Raw genomic sequence first — 17,012 nt, 5'->3', positions numbered from 1 at the left:
CGTGATAGCATCCGCGCCTATGACGTTCCCAGGAAGATTTACCAGTGGTGTTGTCCTGCTGCTCAGCAGTTTTGCGGCGTTTGCCCAAAGCGAGTTGGTGGTCAAGGTCAAACCGGCAAACGACGCCCTCAAGGCCAACGTGGAAGGCTATATAGGCAGCCTCGGCGACCGTGACGAGAAAGCGCTTTTGCGTTTTCAACGTGGCGCGCAGGAGCAGGCCTTAAAGGCTTCCCAGGCCTTGGGTTACTACCAGCCCTCCATAGAAACCGAGGTCAAGCCCGGCGATCCGCCGCGTCTGGTGTTGAGTATCGATCCCGGCGAGCCGGTGCATCTGCGCAACGTCAACGTGCGTATCGAAGGCCCGGCCGCTTCGCTCAAGGCTTTTCAGATACCGGCCAGCGATGACCTCAAGCCCGGCGCGGTGCTCAACCAGGGCAATTACGAAGACGCCAAGCGCCTGATCCAGAACCGTGCCCTGCGTTACGGTTTTTTTAACGGCAAATTCACTCAGCACGAACTGCTGGTCGACCCGAAAGGCGGGTATGCCGATATCAATCTGGTCTACGAAAGCGGACCGCGTTTTTTACTGGGCAAAGTCAGCTTTGCCGGCGATGCTCCCTTCGACCAGACCTTGCTGCAACGCATGGTGCCGTTTACCCCCGATACCCCTTATGACTCGGAACTGGTCGCCGAGCTCAATCAGAATCTGCAAAGCAGCGGCTACTTTGAAATCGTGCGCGTCGATGCCGCGCCGAGCACGGCGGTGGGGCAGGTGATCCCGGTCGACGTCGACCTGGAAACCCGCAAGCCGCGCACCATGACCCTGGGCCTGGGTTATTCCACCGACACCGGAGCCCGCGGCAAGGCCAGCTGGATGCGCCACTGGGGCAACCCGCGTGGCGACAGCTACGGTTTTGAATCGGAAATTTCCCAGCCCAAGCAAAACGTCGGTGCCTGGTATGACATCCCGCTGGACCCGCCGCTGACCGACAAATTGCGTCTCGCCGCCGGTTATCAAAATGAAGAAATCGCCAACACCGACACCTTGAGCAAGCTGCTCACGGTCGGCCCCGAGTGGCACAGCAAGCTGGACAACGGCTGGACGCGCATTATCTCGCTCAGGTGGCAGCACGAAGAATATCGCCTGGGCGATGACTCGGGCCTGAGCACCCTGCTGATGCCAGGCGTCAGCTACTCGGTATTGCGCAGTGACAACCGCATCGACCCCAGCCACGGTTACAGCGTGAGCACGGACATGCAGGTGGCCAAGCAAGGGCTGATGTCCGACACCAACCTGTTCCATGGCGACGTGAAATTCAAGGCGCTGACCACCCTGTGGGAAAAACACCGCTTTTTGGGCCGCATTCAGTTTGGCGGCAGTGCCACCAATGGCTACAAGTCGATTCCACCGTCCTTGCGCTTTTTCGCCGGTGGCGACCAGAGCGTGCGCGGCTATGACTACCAGAGCCTGTCGCCGAAAAACTCCGACGGTGATCGCATCGGCGGGCGCTATATGCTCGCCGGCAGCCTGGAGTATCAATATCAGTTCGCCGAAAAATGGCGCTGGGCGACGTTTGTCGATCAGGGCAACGCCTTCAACACACTGGACTTCCCGAGTTTGAAAACCGGGGTCGGCGTGGGTATCCGCTGGATCTCGCCGGTTGGTCCGATACGTCTGGATCTGGCCCATGCGCTGGACGATGACGGCGGTGTCCGTTTGCACTTTTCGATGGGGCCAGAACTGTGATTCGTGGTTTGAAAATAGCCGGGCTGGTGCTGCTGGCATTGGTGCTGCTGGTGGTTGTCAGCGTCGGCGTGATTCTGGGTACGCAAGCGGGCAGCCGCTGGGTGCTGGGGCAAGTGCCGGGCTTGCAGGTTGATAATTTTGCCGGGCGCCTGGGCGGCCAGTGGGGCGCCGATCATTTGTTATGGGAGCAGGGCACCAGTCGGGTTGAGGTAAGCCGGCCGATCTTCGCCTGGTCACCGGGCTGCCTGACCCGCATGACGTTGTGTATCGATCAATTGCAGGCTGAGCAGATCAGCCTGCAGTTCCCGCCAAGCGAAGACAGCAGCAGCGGGCCGATCAGCCTGCCGGAGCTGAAATTGCCGCTGGCGATTGAAGTGGGCGTGGTCAAGGTCGGCAATGTGCTGTTCAACGGCATCGAGCAGCTCAAGGGCATGCAGCTGTCGGCACAGTGGACGGCCAAGGGCTTGCAGCTCGACTCGGTGCAGGTCGAGCGTGAAGACCTCAATGTTGAATTGTCCGGCCTGCTGCAACCCAATGGCGACTGGCCGCTAACGGTGCAAGGTAATGTCAGCCTGCCAGCGCCAGATGGCAAACCCCTGGACGTGGCGCTCAAGGTGGATGGCAATCTACGTACGACCTTGAACCTCAAGGCTGACACCAGCGGTTATATCAATGCGCATCTGACGGGCGAGCTACAGCCCCTGGCCGACAACTTGCCGGCGCAATTGAAAATTACCGCCGAGCCGTTCAAGGCCAGCCCCGATCTGCCAGATACCCTACAGCTTAATCAGCTGCTGCTGACGGCCAAGGGCGATCTTAAAAGCGGCTATGAGTTGAATGGCAGCGCCACCTTGCCCGCCGAGAAAGAGCCGGTGAACCTGTTGCTCAAGGGCCGGGTGGATGCCAAGGGCGCGCAGATCGCCGCGCTGGATCTGAGCGCCAACCCGCAGCAGCGCCTGAAGCTGTCAGGGCAAGTGGACTGGCACGAAGGCCTGAGCGCCGAGGCCAAAATCGACTGGCTGGAATTTCCCTGGCACAACCTGTATCCGGTGATCGACAAGCCGGATGTGGATTTGCGCAAGTTTGTGGGGGAAGTGTCCTACCGTGACGGTAACTATCTGGGCAACTTCACGGCGGACCTCGATGGTCCGGCGGGCAAGTTCAGTCTCAGCAGCCCGTTCAGTGGTGACCTGGGCAAGATCTTTCTGCCGCAGTTGAAGCTGGTGGCCGGGCAGGGCAAGGCCGAAGGTCACGTCAATGTGCAGTTCGCCGATGGCGTGGTGTGGGACACGGCGCTGGACTTGAGTGCGCTCAACCCGGCGTACTGGGTGGCTGAGTTGCCGGGTACGCTGGCAGGCCCGTTGCGCAGCAAGGGTTCGTTCAAAAACGAGCGCCTGGAACTGGATGCCAACCTTGACCTCAAGGGCCGTTTGCGCGGCCTGCCTGCCGTGCTGCAAGCCAAGGCCAACGGTGCGGGTGAAGCCTGGACGGTCAGTGCGCTGGATATTCGCCTGGGCGATAACCGCATCAATGGCACCGCCAGTTTGCAGGAGCAAATCAAGGCCCAACTTGATCTCAATATGCCACGTCTGGGCCAGCTGTGGCCCGAACTGCGCGGTCAGCTCAAGGGCCGTGTCGATGTAGGCGGAACCCTCAAGGCACCGCAAGGCAAAGTGGCGCTTAATGGCCAGCAATTGGCATTTGCCGACAATCATCTGCAAAACCTGACCCTGGATGCCAGCCTCGACCGCAACCAGCGCGGCCGCATCGACCTCAAGGGCAGTGGCATCCGCGCCGGTGACACAGAGCTGGGTGTACTGACTGCCAACGGCAGTGGCGATATCAAGCGCCAGCAGCTCAAACTGGATTTGCAAGGGCCCATGTTGCAACTGGCTTTGGCTCTGGATGGCGGGTTGGACAAGGACAACTGGCGCGGGCGCCTGGTCAGTGGTGACGTCAAGGCCGGCGGCCAGGCCTGGGTGCTGCAAAACCCGGCGCGTCTGGAGCGGCTGGCCGATGGCCGGCTCAACCTCGGGGCGCAATGCTGGCTCTCCGGCCCGGCGAGTTTGTGCAGCGAAGAACAACGCCTGGTGCCGGACCCTAAACTGCGTTTGCACCTCAAACAGTTCCCCCTCGACAGCCTGGCCGAATGGTTTCCCAAGGACTTCCAGTGGCAGGGGCAGCTTAATGCCGACTTGATCCTGGACTTGCCTGCCAGCGGGCCCAAGGGCCAGGTCGTGGTGGACGCCAGTGGCGGCACGTTGCGCTTCAGAGACAAAGGTCAGTGGCTGGACTTCCCGTATCAGGCCTTCAAGCTGACCAGCAACCTGACCCCTAACCGGGTTGAATCGCGCCTTGATTTCGACGGTGGCAAGCTCGGGCAATTGATGCTGGCAGCGCGGATCAATCCGCTGCCCAAGAGCAAGCCCATTACCGGCGAGTTCCGCCTCACCGGGCTGGATGTGTCGATGATTCGTCCGTTCGCGCCGATGGTGGAAAAACTCACCGGCCAGCTCAACGGCTCCGGCACGATCTCGGGTGCTTTGCTGTCGCCCCATGTCAACGGCACTGTGGCGCTGACCGGCGGTGAGATTTCGGGGCCGGAGTTGCCGACCAACTTTGAAAATGTGCAGCTTTCACTGGCCATCAACGGTGAAACGGCGCTGATCAATGGCGGCTGGACCAGCGGTGACAAAGGCCAGGGCAGCGTCAGTGGCAATGTGGCCTGGGGCCAGGCGGTGGCGGTCAATGTGCTGGTCAAGGGCAACAATTTGCCGGTGACGGTCGAACCCTATGCCAAGCTGGAAGTGGCCCCTGACCTGAAAATCTCCCTCAATCCGGATAACACCCTGTTGATCGCCGGTACGGTGAACGTGCCCAAGGGCGAAATCGTGGTGCGTGAATTGCCGCCATCGACAGTCAAGGTCTCAGATGACACGGTTATCGTGGGCCAGCAGGCAACGGATGAAGCCGCGCCGATGCAGGTCGACATGGATATCAACGTGGTGGTGGGGCAGGAGCTGCTGACCTTCTCCGGCTTTGGCCTGAACGCCGATCTGGCGGGGCAGGTGCATATCGGCAACAACATGGACACCCGTGGCGAACTGCGCCTGAACAACGGCCGCTACCGGGCCTATGGCCAGAAGCTGACGATTCGCCGGGCGCGCCTGCTGTTTGCCGGGCCGATCGACCAGCCGTACCTGGACATCGAAGCCGTGCGCCAGACCGATGATGTGATTGCCGGGATTCGCCTCACCGGCAGTGCGGAGCAACCCACCACGCAAATCTTCTCGGAGCCGGCCATGAGCCAGGAACAGGCGTTGTCCTACCTGATTCTGGGGCGTCCGCTGACGGGTACCGGAGAGGATGAGAATCTGTTGGCGCAAGCGGCCCTGGGCCTGGGGTTGATGGGCAGTTCGGGGATTACCACCAGCCTGGCCAATCACCTGGGCCTCAAGGAGTTCGAGCTGGATACCGAAGGTACCGGCAACAGCACGGCGGTGGTGGCCAGTGGCAAGATCAACGAACGTTTAAGCGTGCGTTACGGTGTCGGTGTGTTTGAACCGGCCAGCACCATTGCCCTGCGCTACAAGTTGAGTAAACGCGTGTATGTGGAAGTGGCCAGCGGCTTTGCCAGCTCGCTGGATATTTTCTACAAACGGGACTTCTGACCCACTGTCCCCCTGACTCTGTGGGAGCGGGCTTGCTCGCGATAGCCTCGGTGCGGTTGCCCTGAGGCACCGCGTCGATCCAGTCGCGAGCAAGCCCGCTGCCACAGGTTGCTACAGCCCCGGCACTTGCTTTTCCAGCCACTTGTGTCGCCTGGTGCGCTGGCCTGCGGGCCATTGATACCGACCTGGCGCAGTGCTGCTGAGAGGGTGCAGGTCTATGCTTAATCTGGACAGTGGCAAGATGAACCGGGTAAAAGCGCCATCACTGTTCAGATTTTCTTAACAATGGAGGGGCTATGGACCGTTTCAACGCGATGCTGGTGTTTACCCGTATCGTTGAGCTGGGCGGTTTTGCCAGGGCCGCGGACAGCCTGCAATTGCCTCGCGCGTCGGTCACGGTAATGATCAAGCAACTGGAAGCACACCTGGGCGTGCAACTGCTGCACCGCACCACGCGCCAGGTCAGCCCGACCCTGGACGGTGCCGCGTATTACCAGCGTTGCGTCAGCCTGCTGGCTGATCTGGAAGAAGCCGAGGGGGTATTCAGGAGCCGCCAGCCCAAGGGTACCCTGCGGGTCGAGATGCCGGCGGCAGTGGGGCGCCTGGTGGTGTTGCCGGCGCTGCCCGAATTCACCGATAGTTACCCTCAGCTCGAGCTGGAAATCGGCCTCAATGACCGCCCGGTCGACCTGATTCGTGACGGGGTGGATTGTGTGGTCCGTGCCGGCCTGACCGTTGACGATTCGCTGGTGGCACGCCCCCTGGTGCAGATGGATCAGGTGACGTGCGCCAGCCCCGCCTATTTGCAGGCCCACGGCGTGCCGCAATCGCTCGACGACTTGGGCGGGCATCAGGTAGTGGAGTATTTTTCCAGCGCGTCGGGCAAGCGCTACGGGCTGGAGTTCCAGATCGGTGACCAGGTGCATCTGCCCGACTTGCCCAAACGGCTTGCGGTCAACAGTGCAGAAGGTTACCTGGCGGCGTGTGTGGCGGGGTACGGGCTGGTGCAAGCGCCCCATTACCATGTTGCGCAACTGCTGCGTGAGGGGCGTTTGCAGGAGGTGCTCAGTGACTGCTTGCCACCGCGTCTGGCGCTTACCGCCCTGTACCCGCAACATCGGCAGTTGTCGCCACGGGTGCGGGTGTTTGTGGACTGGCTGGTGGACCTTTGCGCGCGACCCGCAAGCGGGTTTCGTCGACCCGTGAGCAGCTAAAACCCGTTTGCAGTGTAATATGGCCCGCGGTTCAAGGCGGGCCAGCTCGCCATCTCGCCATCTCGAAATATTGACTACATTTTTCGAAATGTTTTTGCCCTACTTTCAGGAACAGGTTATGACCCCTTCGCAGCGCTTGAAATACTCGATTTTGATTTCACTGGTAGTTCTTGGAATCATGTTTGGTCTTTCGTACATGCAAAACGCCGGCATGATCACCGAGAAAATGTTCCAGTACATTGCCATCGGCGTGGCCGTGATCGTGGTCGTGATCAATGGCGTGATGCGCCGCAAAACCAAGATCTAAGCCTCGATCTTGCCGGTCAAAACGGCTTCAGCCTGTGGATGCAGGCTGTAGCTCTTGTCACTGTTGAGCACCACCACCCCTTCGCTGCACAAGCGCTTGAGCACCTCGCGCACACTCAGGAACGACAGCGGTATATCCAGCGCCTGCAGGTGGCTGTGCATGCCGCGCACCCCCAGCCTGCGATCGTTGCCGGCAGCCGTCAGCAGCGCATCGATGACCTTGAGCCGCACCAGGCTGGTACGCAGCCCGAAACACTTGAGCAAGTGGCGGATCCGCTCGTTGCCTTGCAAGGGCGCGAGCGCTTCCAGCAGCCCGGGATCGGGCTGAAAAGCGGCTTCGCGATGCGGGTTTCTACCATCCGTTGGTATTTGCTGGTTATGCATGCAAAAAACTCCTTTTCAGAGCCTGATCAGGAAAAGAAAAAAATGCTCTTACTTAACTAGACGAATGAGCGACAGAAATCATGAACATTCAAATGTAGAAATTTTGTCGTGAATTAGTCTCAATCGCGTTCGCGATCAGTGTGGCCGGGGGTTTTAGGCGATTATTAAATTTTTTTAATCGTCACGGCCGTACCCTGTTGTTCTACAGGGCCGGGCGGGTGCCCAGCACCGTTCGACCTTCGGCATTGCGGCTCAGGTAAACCGGCAGCACTTTGGGCAGGGAGCTCACCAGACGGTCGATTTGCCGGGTGTTGAACACGCCGCCAATACGCAGTTTGCCGGTGGCGCTGTCTGCCAGGGAGAGAGGGGAATTAAGGTAGCGGTTGATCAGGGGCAGGGCGTCGGCCAGTGCCAGGTTGTCCAGCACCAGCTTGCCGTTGCGCCAGGCCAGTTCGGAACTGACAGCCGCGGTCGGGTTGATTTGCGCGGCGTAATCGCCCGCTTTGTAACGCGCCTGCATGCCAGGCTCCAGCCGCAGGCCGTCGCCACTCAGGCGCTTGTTGCTGGTGACCAGCACCGAGCCTTCGAGCAACGTGACCCGCACCTGGTCTTCGTACATCCACACATTGAACTGGGTGCCTGTAACGCGAACCTGACCTTCTGCCGCCTGCACCAGAAACGGGTGCGATGCATCGTGGCTGACCTTGAAAAACGCTTCGCCCTTGCCCAGGGTCACCCGGCGCTGATCCTTGTAATTACTGAAGGTCAGCTGGCTGCCCAGGTTGAGTTCGACCTGGCTGCCATCGGGCAGGGTCACCGTCCTGGCGCTGGCGTCAGCGCTGTAGCGTTCATGGGCATTGGGCACCCAGCCCAGTTGCCAGCCGCTGTAGGCCGCCACGGGGAGAGCGAGCAGGGTAACCGCGGCGGCCACGGCAAAACGCTGCCAGGTGCGGCGACGCGTGGCAGAAGGTAGTGCCACCCCCCGGGCTGCAGCAGGGGCCGGGCGTGCCAGATGCTCGCTGACCCCCCAGATCTCCAGCATCGCTTCATATTCCAGCGCGTGCAGGGGATTGGCGTTCAGCCACACAGCAAAAGCTTCACGTTCCTGACGGGTGCAGTCGGGCTCGTGCAAACGCATGCACCACTGAGCCGCAGCTTCGGTGATGGCATCGTTTTGGGCTTCTGTGAGGCGTGCTTGACTCATTGGTTATTCCTGGTTTTGCGCATTCTAACCCCGCGCCAGAGCTAACGAGAACATGAGCCATGTCAAAAGCCTGTCATTTAGCCCGATGGCCTGGATTTTCTCTGCTACGGTTGTTCCAGTCACATTGAGTACCAGACGCAACATCAATTAATGGAGTTAAGACAATGTTGAAGAAAACCTTTGCTGCTGTGATCACTACTGCTGCTTTGTTGAGTGCCGGTGCAGCGATGGCTCAGCCTGTTGATCCGAACTGGGCATTCTCCAAGGAATTGGTCGAAGTTCTCAAGAACAAGAACGGCTACACCGTGATCAAGAAAATCGAAGCCCAGGATCCGGCTGCCGGCATCTGGAAAGCCGAAGGCATCAAGAAGGTCGACGGCCTGGAATACGAAATTATTTTCGATTCGACCGGTAAGGTAATTTCCGAGAAGAAAGACTGATTCTCGGTACCTGAAACGAATCGTGCACTGAGCGTTTCTACCCGGCCCTGATCGGTTTTTTTGACAGGGTCGGGTGTTTTTCACCTTAGATTTTCTGCCGGGTCAACCATTGCTCGCGGGTAATTTCCCACAGGTCGCATACAAACCTGCCGCTGACAAAGTCTTTCTCCTCGCTGCTGATCAAGCGCATCCCGCCCCGCTCCGAAATACGTCGTGAACCCGTATTGGGCGCTGCTTTAGGCACGCGCATGCAGGCGCGGCGCAAACTCTGGAACCAGTAGGCATCCACTACTTCGCAAGCTTCGCTCATCAACCCCTGGCCTTGCCATTGTGGCGCCAGCCAGAAGCCCCGGTTGTTGTCGACGGCATCCATCAGGCTGATGCTGCCAATCAGCTCATCTGGCTGCGCTAACAGGCGAATCGTCCAGTGCCACTCTTCACCGCGGGCCATTGCTGGCAGCGCCACGTCGCGCACATAACGCTGTGCGCCATCGTCGGGGTAGGGCCAGGGCACGACTGCGTTCAGGTAGCGCACCACCTGCCAGTGGGCAAAGCGTTGCTGAATGGCCGGGGCGTCGCTGAGCTGCAGGGGTTGCAGCACGAGGCGCGGCGTCTGGAGTGTGGGTGGAGGCTGCATCAGGGGTGGCTCCTTGCCATTGATTTGTGTCGAGAGTAACGCGCAATGCCGTCCATAAAAAAGCCCCCGTTAAACGGGGGCTTTTTCGCGATAGTTGCGCCTGGCGATAATATCAGCCGTTGCTGCAACCATTACCCATCACGCGGTACTCAAGAATATGACGTTGGCCCTGGTGGTCTTCGTAGGTCATTTGTGCCGGTACTACTTCACACACATCGGCTGCCGGTGACACGCTGATAACTTTGGCAATGTCCAGATCGGTGGCATAAGTGTAATGCTCGACGGCGGGTTGCTGTTGTGGCGTAACCTGAAGTTCGTCAGCAGCCGCCAGGGTAGAAAAGCCAATAAGTGCAAGAGCAATCAAACGTTTCATTTATGAGACCTTAAAACAATCACGAATAACTGACTTCAATTGCCGTGGTGGCGGTCGAAGTTGCTACGCCTTCGAGGAAGTGGCGTAACACGAAGTACCGTGCCCTGTTTCAGTGTTGCGTTGAGGGATGTACATAGAATACGCGCAGCGTGTATTGATTAAAGTCAAAAGATTGCCAAGCAGTCTTTCCGGATCAGTAATAATCGCCGCATTTTCTCGGGACACCACGAAAAAGCCCCCTCAAAGAGGGGGCTGGGGTCGCATCCGTGCGTGCAACCATTAAACTTTAGTGGGTACTGCAACCGTCGCCCATCACCTGGTATTCAAGGGTGTGGCGCTGGCCCTGGGAGTCTTCATAGACCATGGTCGCAGGTACGACTTCACACACTTTGGGAATGGCAGACAAACTGACCACACGGGCAATATCCAACTTAGTGCCGTAACTGTAGTGCTCTACAGGAGAAGGCTGGGTCGTGGATGTTTCACCAGCAACTGCCAGTGTGGCAAAACCGGCGAGAAAGAGTGCAATAAGTTTTTTCATATAAATGGCCTCTAAAGTAATCAAGAGTTAACACTGACTGACTTCATTTGCCGATCAGGCGGGAAGAAGTTACGGCGCACGGCAACAGGGCCGTGTGCGTACGAAGTACCGGACTATGAAGTGCAACAGATGTTTAAGTCATGTGAGCAAGGTTACGCTGTTTTGTAAAAGTAAAAATAGCTGATGGCAAAATGCTCTGTTACCACATGGGTAACAATGTGTGGGCACTTGGGGTTTTTTCAAGTGCCTGGCGGGTGTGCGAACTGGCATACTGATAGCTCTGCTTCAGGAGCCGCCTATCGGTATGAATGTCGAGTCCCCCCTTAATGCCTACCAGCAAGCCATCGAACACAAGGGCTTTGTCCATGACCCTGCCCAATGGGTGGCCGTCCAGGCCTTGCAGCGCTGCCATGAGGCCCTGCACTCGGGAGCACAATCGGTCAATGGCGTGTATTTGTGGGGGCCGGTAGGGCGCGGCAAGACCTGGTTGATGGATCAGTTCTATCAAAGCCTGCAGGTGCCGGCCCGGCGTCAGCATTTCCATCACTTTATGCAATGGGTGCATCAGCGCCTGTTTCAACTGACCGGTACAGCGGACCCACTCAAGACACTGGCTAAAGGCCTGGCCGCAGAAGTGCGGGTGCTGTGTTTTGATGAATTGTTCGTCAATGACATTGCCGACGCGATCATTCTGGGGCGTCTGTTTCAAGTCATGTTCGATGAGGGCGTGGTGCTGGTTTGCACCTCCAACCAGCCACCGGACGACCTCTACGGCCACGGCTTTAACCGTGACCGTTTTGCTCCCGGTATCACCGCGATCCTCAAGCATATGGAGGTGGTGGCGGTGAACGGTATTGAAGACCACCGCCTGCATCCCGGCATTGCCCATCAGCGCTATTGGGTGACCGGGCCGGGCCAGCCGAGTGCGATAGAACCGGTGTTCAGGGCCTTGACCGAGGGCCAGGCGGTGTCTGACCAGCCCATTGCTGTGGGCCATCGCTCGCTGAACGTGGTGCAGGCCAGTGATGGGGTGCTGTGGTGCAACTTTCATGAGTTGTGCGAGCAACCGCTGGCGGCCACTGAGTTTATGGAGATTTGTGATCGCTACACAGTCATGTTGCTCAGTGATGTGCCGTGCCTGAGTGCCGAGCAGCGCGAAGGCAAAATCGCCCGGGGTACGGAAGACGGAGCGGTGAAAGTCGAGGCGGGGGATCGCGAGCTGCCGCAGTTATCCAAATACGACGACAGCGTGCGACGTTTCATCGCCCTGATCGACGAATGCTATGACCGCAAGGTGCCGGTATGTATTGAAGCGCAGGTGCCAATGGATCAGCTCTATACCCAGGGTTACCTTGAGTTTGCCTTTCGCCGCACCTTGAGCCGGCTGCAGGAAATGCAGTTGCAGCGGTTTGGCCTGTAAACATAACCAAACCCGTAGCAGCTGCCGAAGGAACGAGGCTGCGTTCGAGCGCGAAGCGGCCGTAAAGCTGAGTTCTAAGGAGTATCAGACACACTGCACCCATTGATTTCACGACTGCTTCGCCGCCGAACGCAGCCTCGTTCCTACGGCAGCTGCTACGAGGGCTTCACTCAGGCAGAATCAATCCCACACAGGTGCAACGCTTTGCGGGTTGGTCAGGCGCTGGCCGCGATCCAGCGCGGCGATTTGGGCCATGTCGCTATCAGTCAGTTTCAGCGTGCAGGCCTTGAGGTTGCTCTCAAGGTTGCTGCGCTTGGTCGATGACGGAATCACCGAGTACCCCAGCTGCATGGCCCAGGCCAGGGTCACTTGCGCCGGTGTAGCGTCATGGTGCTCGGCAATGGCCATGATTACCGGGTCTTTCAGCACTTCGCCGTAGGCCAGGGTCATGTACGAGGTGATATGGATGCCCTGGCTCTGGGCGAATTCCACCACCTTGCGGTTTTGCAGGTAGGGGTGCAATTCGATCTGGTTGGTAGCGATGTGTTCGGCACCCACGGCGGCAATGGCTTCTTGCATCAGCGCGATGGTGAAGTTCGACACGCCAATCTGCCGGGTCAGGCCGCGTTGTTTGGCTTCGAGCAATGCCCCCATGAATTCGGCCACCGGCACGGCATTGTCCGGTGACGGCCAGTGGATCAGGGTCAGGTCCAGGTGATCGGTGCGCAGTTTTTTCAGGCTTTCTTCAAGGCTTGGGATCAATTTCTCGCTGGCAAAGTTGCTGACCCAAATCTTGCTGGTGATAAACAGTTCGTCACGCGCCACGCCGCTGTCGGCAATGGCCCGGCCGACGTCTGCTTCGTTTTCATAGATCTGCGCGGTGTCGATGGCGCGGTAGCCCAGGTCCAGGGCGTTGTTGACCGAGTCGATGACCACTTGGCCCTTGAGGCGGAAAGTGCCGAGGCCGAATGCTGGAATTGTCATGGGTGACATCCTTGATGTGCGTAAGAGTGAGGTTGAGTATCCCCGTCCTTATCCGTGGGAAAAACCGCTACTCAAGCAAAGCACTCTTGACGGCAAATCATGAATCGCCGTCGCAAGCGGAGGCTATCGAGGGTGCCGTAGCGAAGGGTGAGGAGTGATCGAGCCTTGGGGGGGGGGGGCTTAAATCTATATGAGAATTACTATAAATTACATCTGCAAAAGTGCCATCATCACGCCGCTATCCCATTAGATCGGTTGTCGCACTCATGGAGTGTTGCCGCAGCGGTTGCGGCCAGGAGTTCTGTTGGAAAACTACTATCGCGAACTGGTGGGCTTTTTGAGTGCCAGGCTGGGCAATGCCCAGGCGGCCGAAGATGTGGTGCATGACGCTTATGTGCGGGTGCTGGAGCGTGTCGGCGACGAGCCGATCGAACAACCGCGGGCGTTTTTGTATCGCACAGCGCTTAACCTGGTGATCGATGGCCACCGGCGCAGCAACCTGCGCAAGGCCGAGCCCCTGGAGGTGCTGGATGGCGAGGAACGGTTTTTCAGCCCCTCGCCCCAGGTGCTGATGGACCACGACCAGCGCCTGGACATGATCCAGAAGGCCCTGGCCGAGCTGCCGGCGGCCTGTCGCGAGTGTTTTCTGTTGCGCAAGATCGAAGGCCTGTCGCACCCCGAAATCGCCGAGCGCCTCGGGGTGTCGCGCAGTGTCGTGGAGAAGCATATCGTCAACGCCATGAAGCATTGCCGGGTCCGTATCCGGCAATGGGACAACGCATGAATCGCGCTAGAAAATCAGGCTGCATGACATTTCAGTGATGAACCTGAACTCTGCCTGAAGAACTTCCTGATTTGCAAAACGCAAACATTTCCAGGGTTTAATCTTCAACACGTCGCGCATAAGCAGCTGGCATTTTGATCGGGCTGTGGCGGCCTGATTGCGCAAGTCCACTTATAGACACACAAGCGTATGTGATCAACGCCCCCCATTGGCAGGTCGCAACACGTTGCATGCGCGTGCCTTTTGGCTCGCCCTCGAGATTCAACCCATGAACGACGGTCCCAGATCAATGCCGGCTGCGCAGGTACTCTGCATGGGGTGAGCGCGGGCGGCGCAGGAGCAGCACCATGAAACTCTCCCTGAAAGAATTCTTCGCCGGCTTTTTGCGCACCCGCCATATCGGCCGGCACTTCCGGCGGCTGGCCTTGCTCGACAGCCTGACCAACACCACGGTCAGCCGTGAAGTGCCACCGACGCTGGCCCAAACCCTGGTGGTGGCGGCCAACTGTGACAGCGCGGTCCTGATCGACAATCTAGGCACCCATACCGACGGCCTGAGTGAAGCCGAAGTCGACGCGCTGCGCCAGCAACACGGGCTCAATGAGGTTGAACATGAGCAGCCGCTCAGCCCCTGGGTGCATCTGTGGCATTGCTACAAGAATCCCTTCAACCTGCTGCTGACCTTGCTCGCAGCAGTCTCCCTGGCCACCGATGATATTCAGGCCGCCGTGGTGATCAGCACCATGGTGGTGCTGTCGACCTTGCTGCGCTTCTGGCAGGAGGCCAAGTCCAACAAGGCCGCCGATGCGCTCAAGGAAATGGTCAGCAACACCGCCACGGTGATGCGCCGTGACTTCAGTGCCGATACTTCGCCCATGTTCGGCAAGTTCTCCGGCGCAGCGCGGCAAATCAGGGGCGCGCAGCGTATCGAACTGCCGATCAAGCAGTTGGTGCCTGGCGACCTGATCGTGCTGTCAGCCGGCGACATGATCCCGGCCGATTGTCGGGTGCTCAGCGCCAAGGACCTGTTTGTCAGCCAAGCGGCGATGACCGGCGAATCGATGCCGGTGGAGAAATTCGCGCATCAGTTTGACAGCCAGACCAGCAACCCGCTGGAGCTGGACAATATCCTGTTCATGGGCACCAACGTGGTCTCAGGGGCGGCCACGGCGGTGGTGTTGACCACCGGCAACAACACTTACTTCGGCGCGCTGGCGCAACGGGTCGGGGTGACGGATCGTGGTGAAACCTCATTCCAGTCCGGGGTCAACAAGGTCAGTTGGTTGCTGATCCGCTTTATGTTCGTGATGGCCCCGCTGGTGTTGTTTATCAACGGCTTTACCAAGGGCGACTGGACTGAAGCCTTGCTGTTCGCGCTGTCGGTTGCCGTGGGCTTGACCCCGGAAATGCTGCCGATGATCGTGACGTCGACCCTGGCCAAGGGCGCAGTGTTTCTGTCGCGTAAAAAAGTCATCGTCAAGCGTCTTGATGCCATCCAGAACTTTGGGGCGATGGATGTGCTGTGCACTGACAAGACCGGCACCCTGACCCAGGACAAGATTTTTCTGGCCCGGCATGTGGATGTATGGGGGCAAGAGTCTGACGATGTTCTGGAAATGGCTTACCTCAACAGCTACTACCAGACCGGTTTGAAAAACCTGCTGGACGTGGCGGTGCTGGAGCATGTCGAGGTCCACCGCGAATTGAACGTGGGTACGGCCTTCAGCAAGGTCGATGAAATCCCGTTCGACTTCACCCGTCGGCGCATGTCCGTGGTGGTGGTCGAACAGGGCAAGCCGCATGTGTTGATCTGCAAGGGCGCTGTGGAAGAAGTGCTGTCCGTGTGCAAGACCGTGCGTCATGGCGAGCAGGAAGAAGCCCTTGGTGACGAACTGCTGGCGCGTATTCGCCAGGTTACCGCTGCCTTCAACGAAGAGGGCTTGCGCGTGGTGGCCGTGGCTGCGCGGTCCATGACCGAGGGGCGCGAGACCTACAGCCTGAGCGATGAACAGGAACTGACGTTGATCGGTTATGTGGCGTTCCTCGACCCGCCCAAAGAGAGCACTGCGCCGGCGCTTAAAGCCCTGGCCGAGCACGGGGTGGCGGTCAAGGTCTTGACCGGTGACAACGAACTGGTCACGGCCAAGATCTGCCGTGAAGTGGGCCTTGAACAGCAAGGTTTGCTGATGGGCAACGACATTGAGCGCATGAGCGACAGCCAGTTGGCGGTGGCCGTGGAGACCACCAACGTGTTTGCCAGACTGACGCCGACGCACAAGGAACGTATCGTGCGCTTGCTCAAGGCCAATGGCCATGTCGTGGGTTTTATGGGCGACGGCATCAACGATGCCCCGGCGCTGCGTACGGCAGATATCGGCATCTCGGTGGACAGTGCCGTGGATATCGCCAAGGAAGCGGCTGACATCATCCTGCTGGAGAAAAGCCTGATGGTGCTGGAGGAGGGCGTGCTGGAAGGGCGCAGGACCTTCGCCAATATGCTCAAGTACATCAAAATGACGGCCAGTTCGAACTTCGGCAATGTGTTCTCGGTGCTGGTGGCCAGTGCGTTCATCCCGTTTTTGCCGATGTTGCCGATGCACCTGCTGGTTCAGAACTTGCTGTACGACGTGTCCCAAATCGCCATTCCATTCGATAACGTCGATGAGGAAATGCTGAAAAAACCACAGCGCTGGCAGCCAGCGGACGTAGGCCGTTTTATGCTGTTTTTTGGGCCGATCAGTTCGCTTTTTGACATCCTGACCTTTGGCTTGATGTGGTATGTGTTCAAGGCCAATACCCCCGAGCACCAGACCCTGTTCCAGTCAGGCTGGTTTGTGGTCGGGCTGCTCACGCAAACGCTGATCGTGCACATGATCCGCACGCCGAAAATCCCGTTCCTGCAAAGCCGCGCGGCAATGCCGCTGATGGTCATGACGGGGGTGATCATGGCGGTGGGCATCTTCCTGCCGATGGGGCCGTTGGCGGGCTACTTCAAGCTGCAGGCGCTGCCGCCGCTGTACTTTGTGTTCCTGCCGATGATTTTGCTGGCGTACATGCTGCTGACCCAGGCAGTCAAAGGCTTCTACATTCGCAGGTTCGGCTGGCAATAAGGGTTGGGCACGGCATGTGATGACCAAGGCTGCAGTTTTTTGCTGTCGGTGTGACCCAGGTGGTGGGGTCAAAGGCTGGCAGAACAAAAGACCGCAGTGGTTTGGCATTCTCCATAAAAAATTTTAAGCATATTCCTACAAGAAAGATCGCTTAATCCCTTCTCGTGAGTCGAACCCGATTGGCGATCATTCGCGGC

Annotated in this window: 14 protein-coding genes; 8 read left to right on the top strand and 6 right to left on the bottom strand. The window is 58.7% G+C overall.

From position 1 onward, the window contains the following. The first annotated feature begins 19 nt into the window (after window positions 1–19). The 4 genes from BLU25_RS07260 to BLU25_RS07245 all read left to right on the top strand — a co-directional run bounded on the left by BLU25_RS07260 (window position 20) and on the right by BLU25_RS07245 (window position 6,939). Window positions 20–1,747, top strand: coding sequence for an autotransporter assembly complex protein TamA (locus tag BLU25_RS07260; protein WP_016782363.1), 1,728 nt, complete (start codon window positions 20–22; stop codon window positions 1,745–1,747). Beyond that, window positions 1,744–5,418 (top strand): translocation/assembly module TamB domain-containing protein, encoded by a 3,675-nt coding sequence (locus BLU25_RS07255; protein WP_016782364.1) that lies wholly within the window; start codon window positions 1,744–1,746, stop codon window positions 5,416–5,418. The genes BLU25_RS07260 and BLU25_RS07255 overlap by 4 nt, the downstream gene beginning before the upstream one ends. A 296-nt stretch (window positions 5,419–5,714) precedes the next feature. Further along, the gene (locus tag BLU25_RS07250) at window positions 5,715–6,632 is read left to right on the top strand and encodes a LysR family transcriptional regulator (RefSeq protein ID WP_016782365.1); all 918 of its coding nucleotides are present in this window, start codon (window positions 5,715–5,717) and stop codon (window positions 6,630–6,632) included. A gap of 118 nt (window positions 6,633–6,750) precedes the next feature. Continuing rightward, window positions 6,751–6,939 carry a hypothetical protein gene (locus tag BLU25_RS07245; RefSeq protein WP_016782366.1) on the top strand — a complete coding sequence of 63 codons (189 nt, stop codon included), beginning with the start codon at window positions 6,751–6,753 and terminating at the stop codon, window positions 6,937–6,939. Here BLU25_RS07245 and BLU25_RS07240 read toward each other — a convergent pair. Together BLU25_RS07240 and BLU25_RS07235 are read right to left on the bottom strand one after the other, a co-directional pair. After that, window positions 6,936–7,322: a hypothetical protein gene (locus BLU25_RS07240; RefSeq protein WP_016782367.1), complete on the bottom strand. Its 387-nt coding sequence runs from the start codon at window positions 7,320–7,322 to the stop codon at window positions 6,936–6,938. The genes BLU25_RS07245 and BLU25_RS07240 overlap by 4 nt on opposite strands. A 202-nt stretch (window positions 7,323–7,524) precedes the next feature. Further along, window positions 7,525–8,526 (bottom strand): FecR family protein, encoded by a 1,002-nt coding sequence (locus BLU25_RS07235; protein ID WP_016782368.1) that lies wholly within the window; start codon window positions 8,524–8,526, stop codon window positions 7,525–7,527. A 164-nt stretch (window positions 8,527–8,690) separates the two neighbouring features. Here BLU25_RS07235 and BLU25_RS07230 point away from each other — a divergent pair, with 164 nt between their 5' ends. Continuing rightward, window positions 8,691–8,966 (top strand): PepSY domain-containing protein, encoded by a 276-nt coding sequence (locus tag BLU25_RS07230; RefSeq protein ID WP_016782369.1) that lies wholly within the window; start codon window positions 8,691–8,693, stop codon window positions 8,964–8,966. Between the two features lie 85 nt (window positions 8,967–9,051). Here BLU25_RS07230 and BLU25_RS07225 read toward each other — a convergent pair whose 3' ends face one another. The 3 genes from BLU25_RS07225 to BLU25_RS07215 all read right to left on the bottom strand — a co-directional run bounded on the left by BLU25_RS07225 (window position 9,052) and on the right by BLU25_RS07215 (window position 10,517). After that, a complete protein-coding gene (locus tag BLU25_RS07225) occupies window positions 9,052–9,603 on the bottom strand; it encodes a GNAT family N-acetyltransferase (protein WP_016782370.1) in 552 nt (183 codons plus the stop codon). A gap of 112 nt (window positions 9,604–9,715) precedes the next feature. Then, the gene (locus BLU25_RS07220; protein ID WP_016782371.1) at window positions 9,716–9,976 is read right to left on the bottom strand and encodes a DUF2790 domain-containing protein; all 261 of its coding nucleotides are present in this window, start codon (window positions 9,974–9,976) and stop codon (window positions 9,716–9,718) included. 286 nt (window positions 9,977–10,262) lie between these two features. Next, a complete protein-coding gene (locus BLU25_RS07215; RefSeq protein WP_016782372.1) occupies window positions 10,263–10,517 on the bottom strand; it encodes a DUF2790 domain-containing protein in 255 nt (84 codons plus the stop codon). Window positions 10,518–10,821: 304 nt separating this feature from the next. Here BLU25_RS07215 and zapE point away from each other — a divergent pair, with 304 nt between their 5' ends. Beyond that, window positions 10,822–11,937 (top strand): cell division protein ZapE, encoded by a 1,116-nt coding sequence (gene zapE, locus BLU25_RS07210; protein WP_016782373.1) that lies wholly within the window; start codon window positions 10,822–10,824, stop codon window positions 11,935–11,937. Window positions 11,938–12,117: 180 nt separating this feature from the next. On the opposite strand, the gene dkgB is transcribed toward zapE, so the two are convergent. Next, on the bottom strand, window positions 12,118–12,921 hold the full coding sequence (gene dkgB, locus BLU25_RS07205; protein WP_016782374.1) for a 2,5-didehydrogluconate reductase DkgB: 804 nt from the start codon (window positions 12,919–12,921) through the stop codon (window positions 12,118–12,120). Between the two features lie 304 nt (window positions 12,922–13,225). Between dkgB and BLU25_RS07200 the strand changes: the two genes are divergently transcribed. Both BLU25_RS07200 and mgtA read left to right on the top strand, forming a co-directional pair. Beyond that, on the top strand, window positions 13,226–13,705 hold the full coding sequence (locus BLU25_RS07200) for a sigma-70 family RNA polymerase sigma factor (RefSeq protein WP_016782375.1): 480 nt from the start codon (window positions 13,226–13,228) through the stop codon (window positions 13,703–13,705). A 347-nt stretch (window positions 13,706–14,052) separates the two neighbouring features. After that, window positions 14,053–16,815, top strand: coding sequence for a magnesium-translocating P-type ATPase (gene mgtA / locus BLU25_RS07195; protein ID WP_083369577.1), 2,763 nt, complete (start codon window positions 14,053–14,055; stop codon window positions 16,813–16,815). Window positions 16,816–17,012 lie beyond the last annotated feature (197 nt).

Origin of the sequence: Pseudomonas fragi (assembly GCF_900105835.1) — a bacterium.
Lineage (GTDB): Bacteria > Pseudomonadota > Gammaproteobacteria > Pseudomonadales > Pseudomonadaceae > Aquipseudomonas > Aquipseudomonas fragi.
The sequence above is the reverse complement of the archived record's forward strand: the minus strand, read 5'-3'. Positions and strand labels throughout refer to the sequence as shown.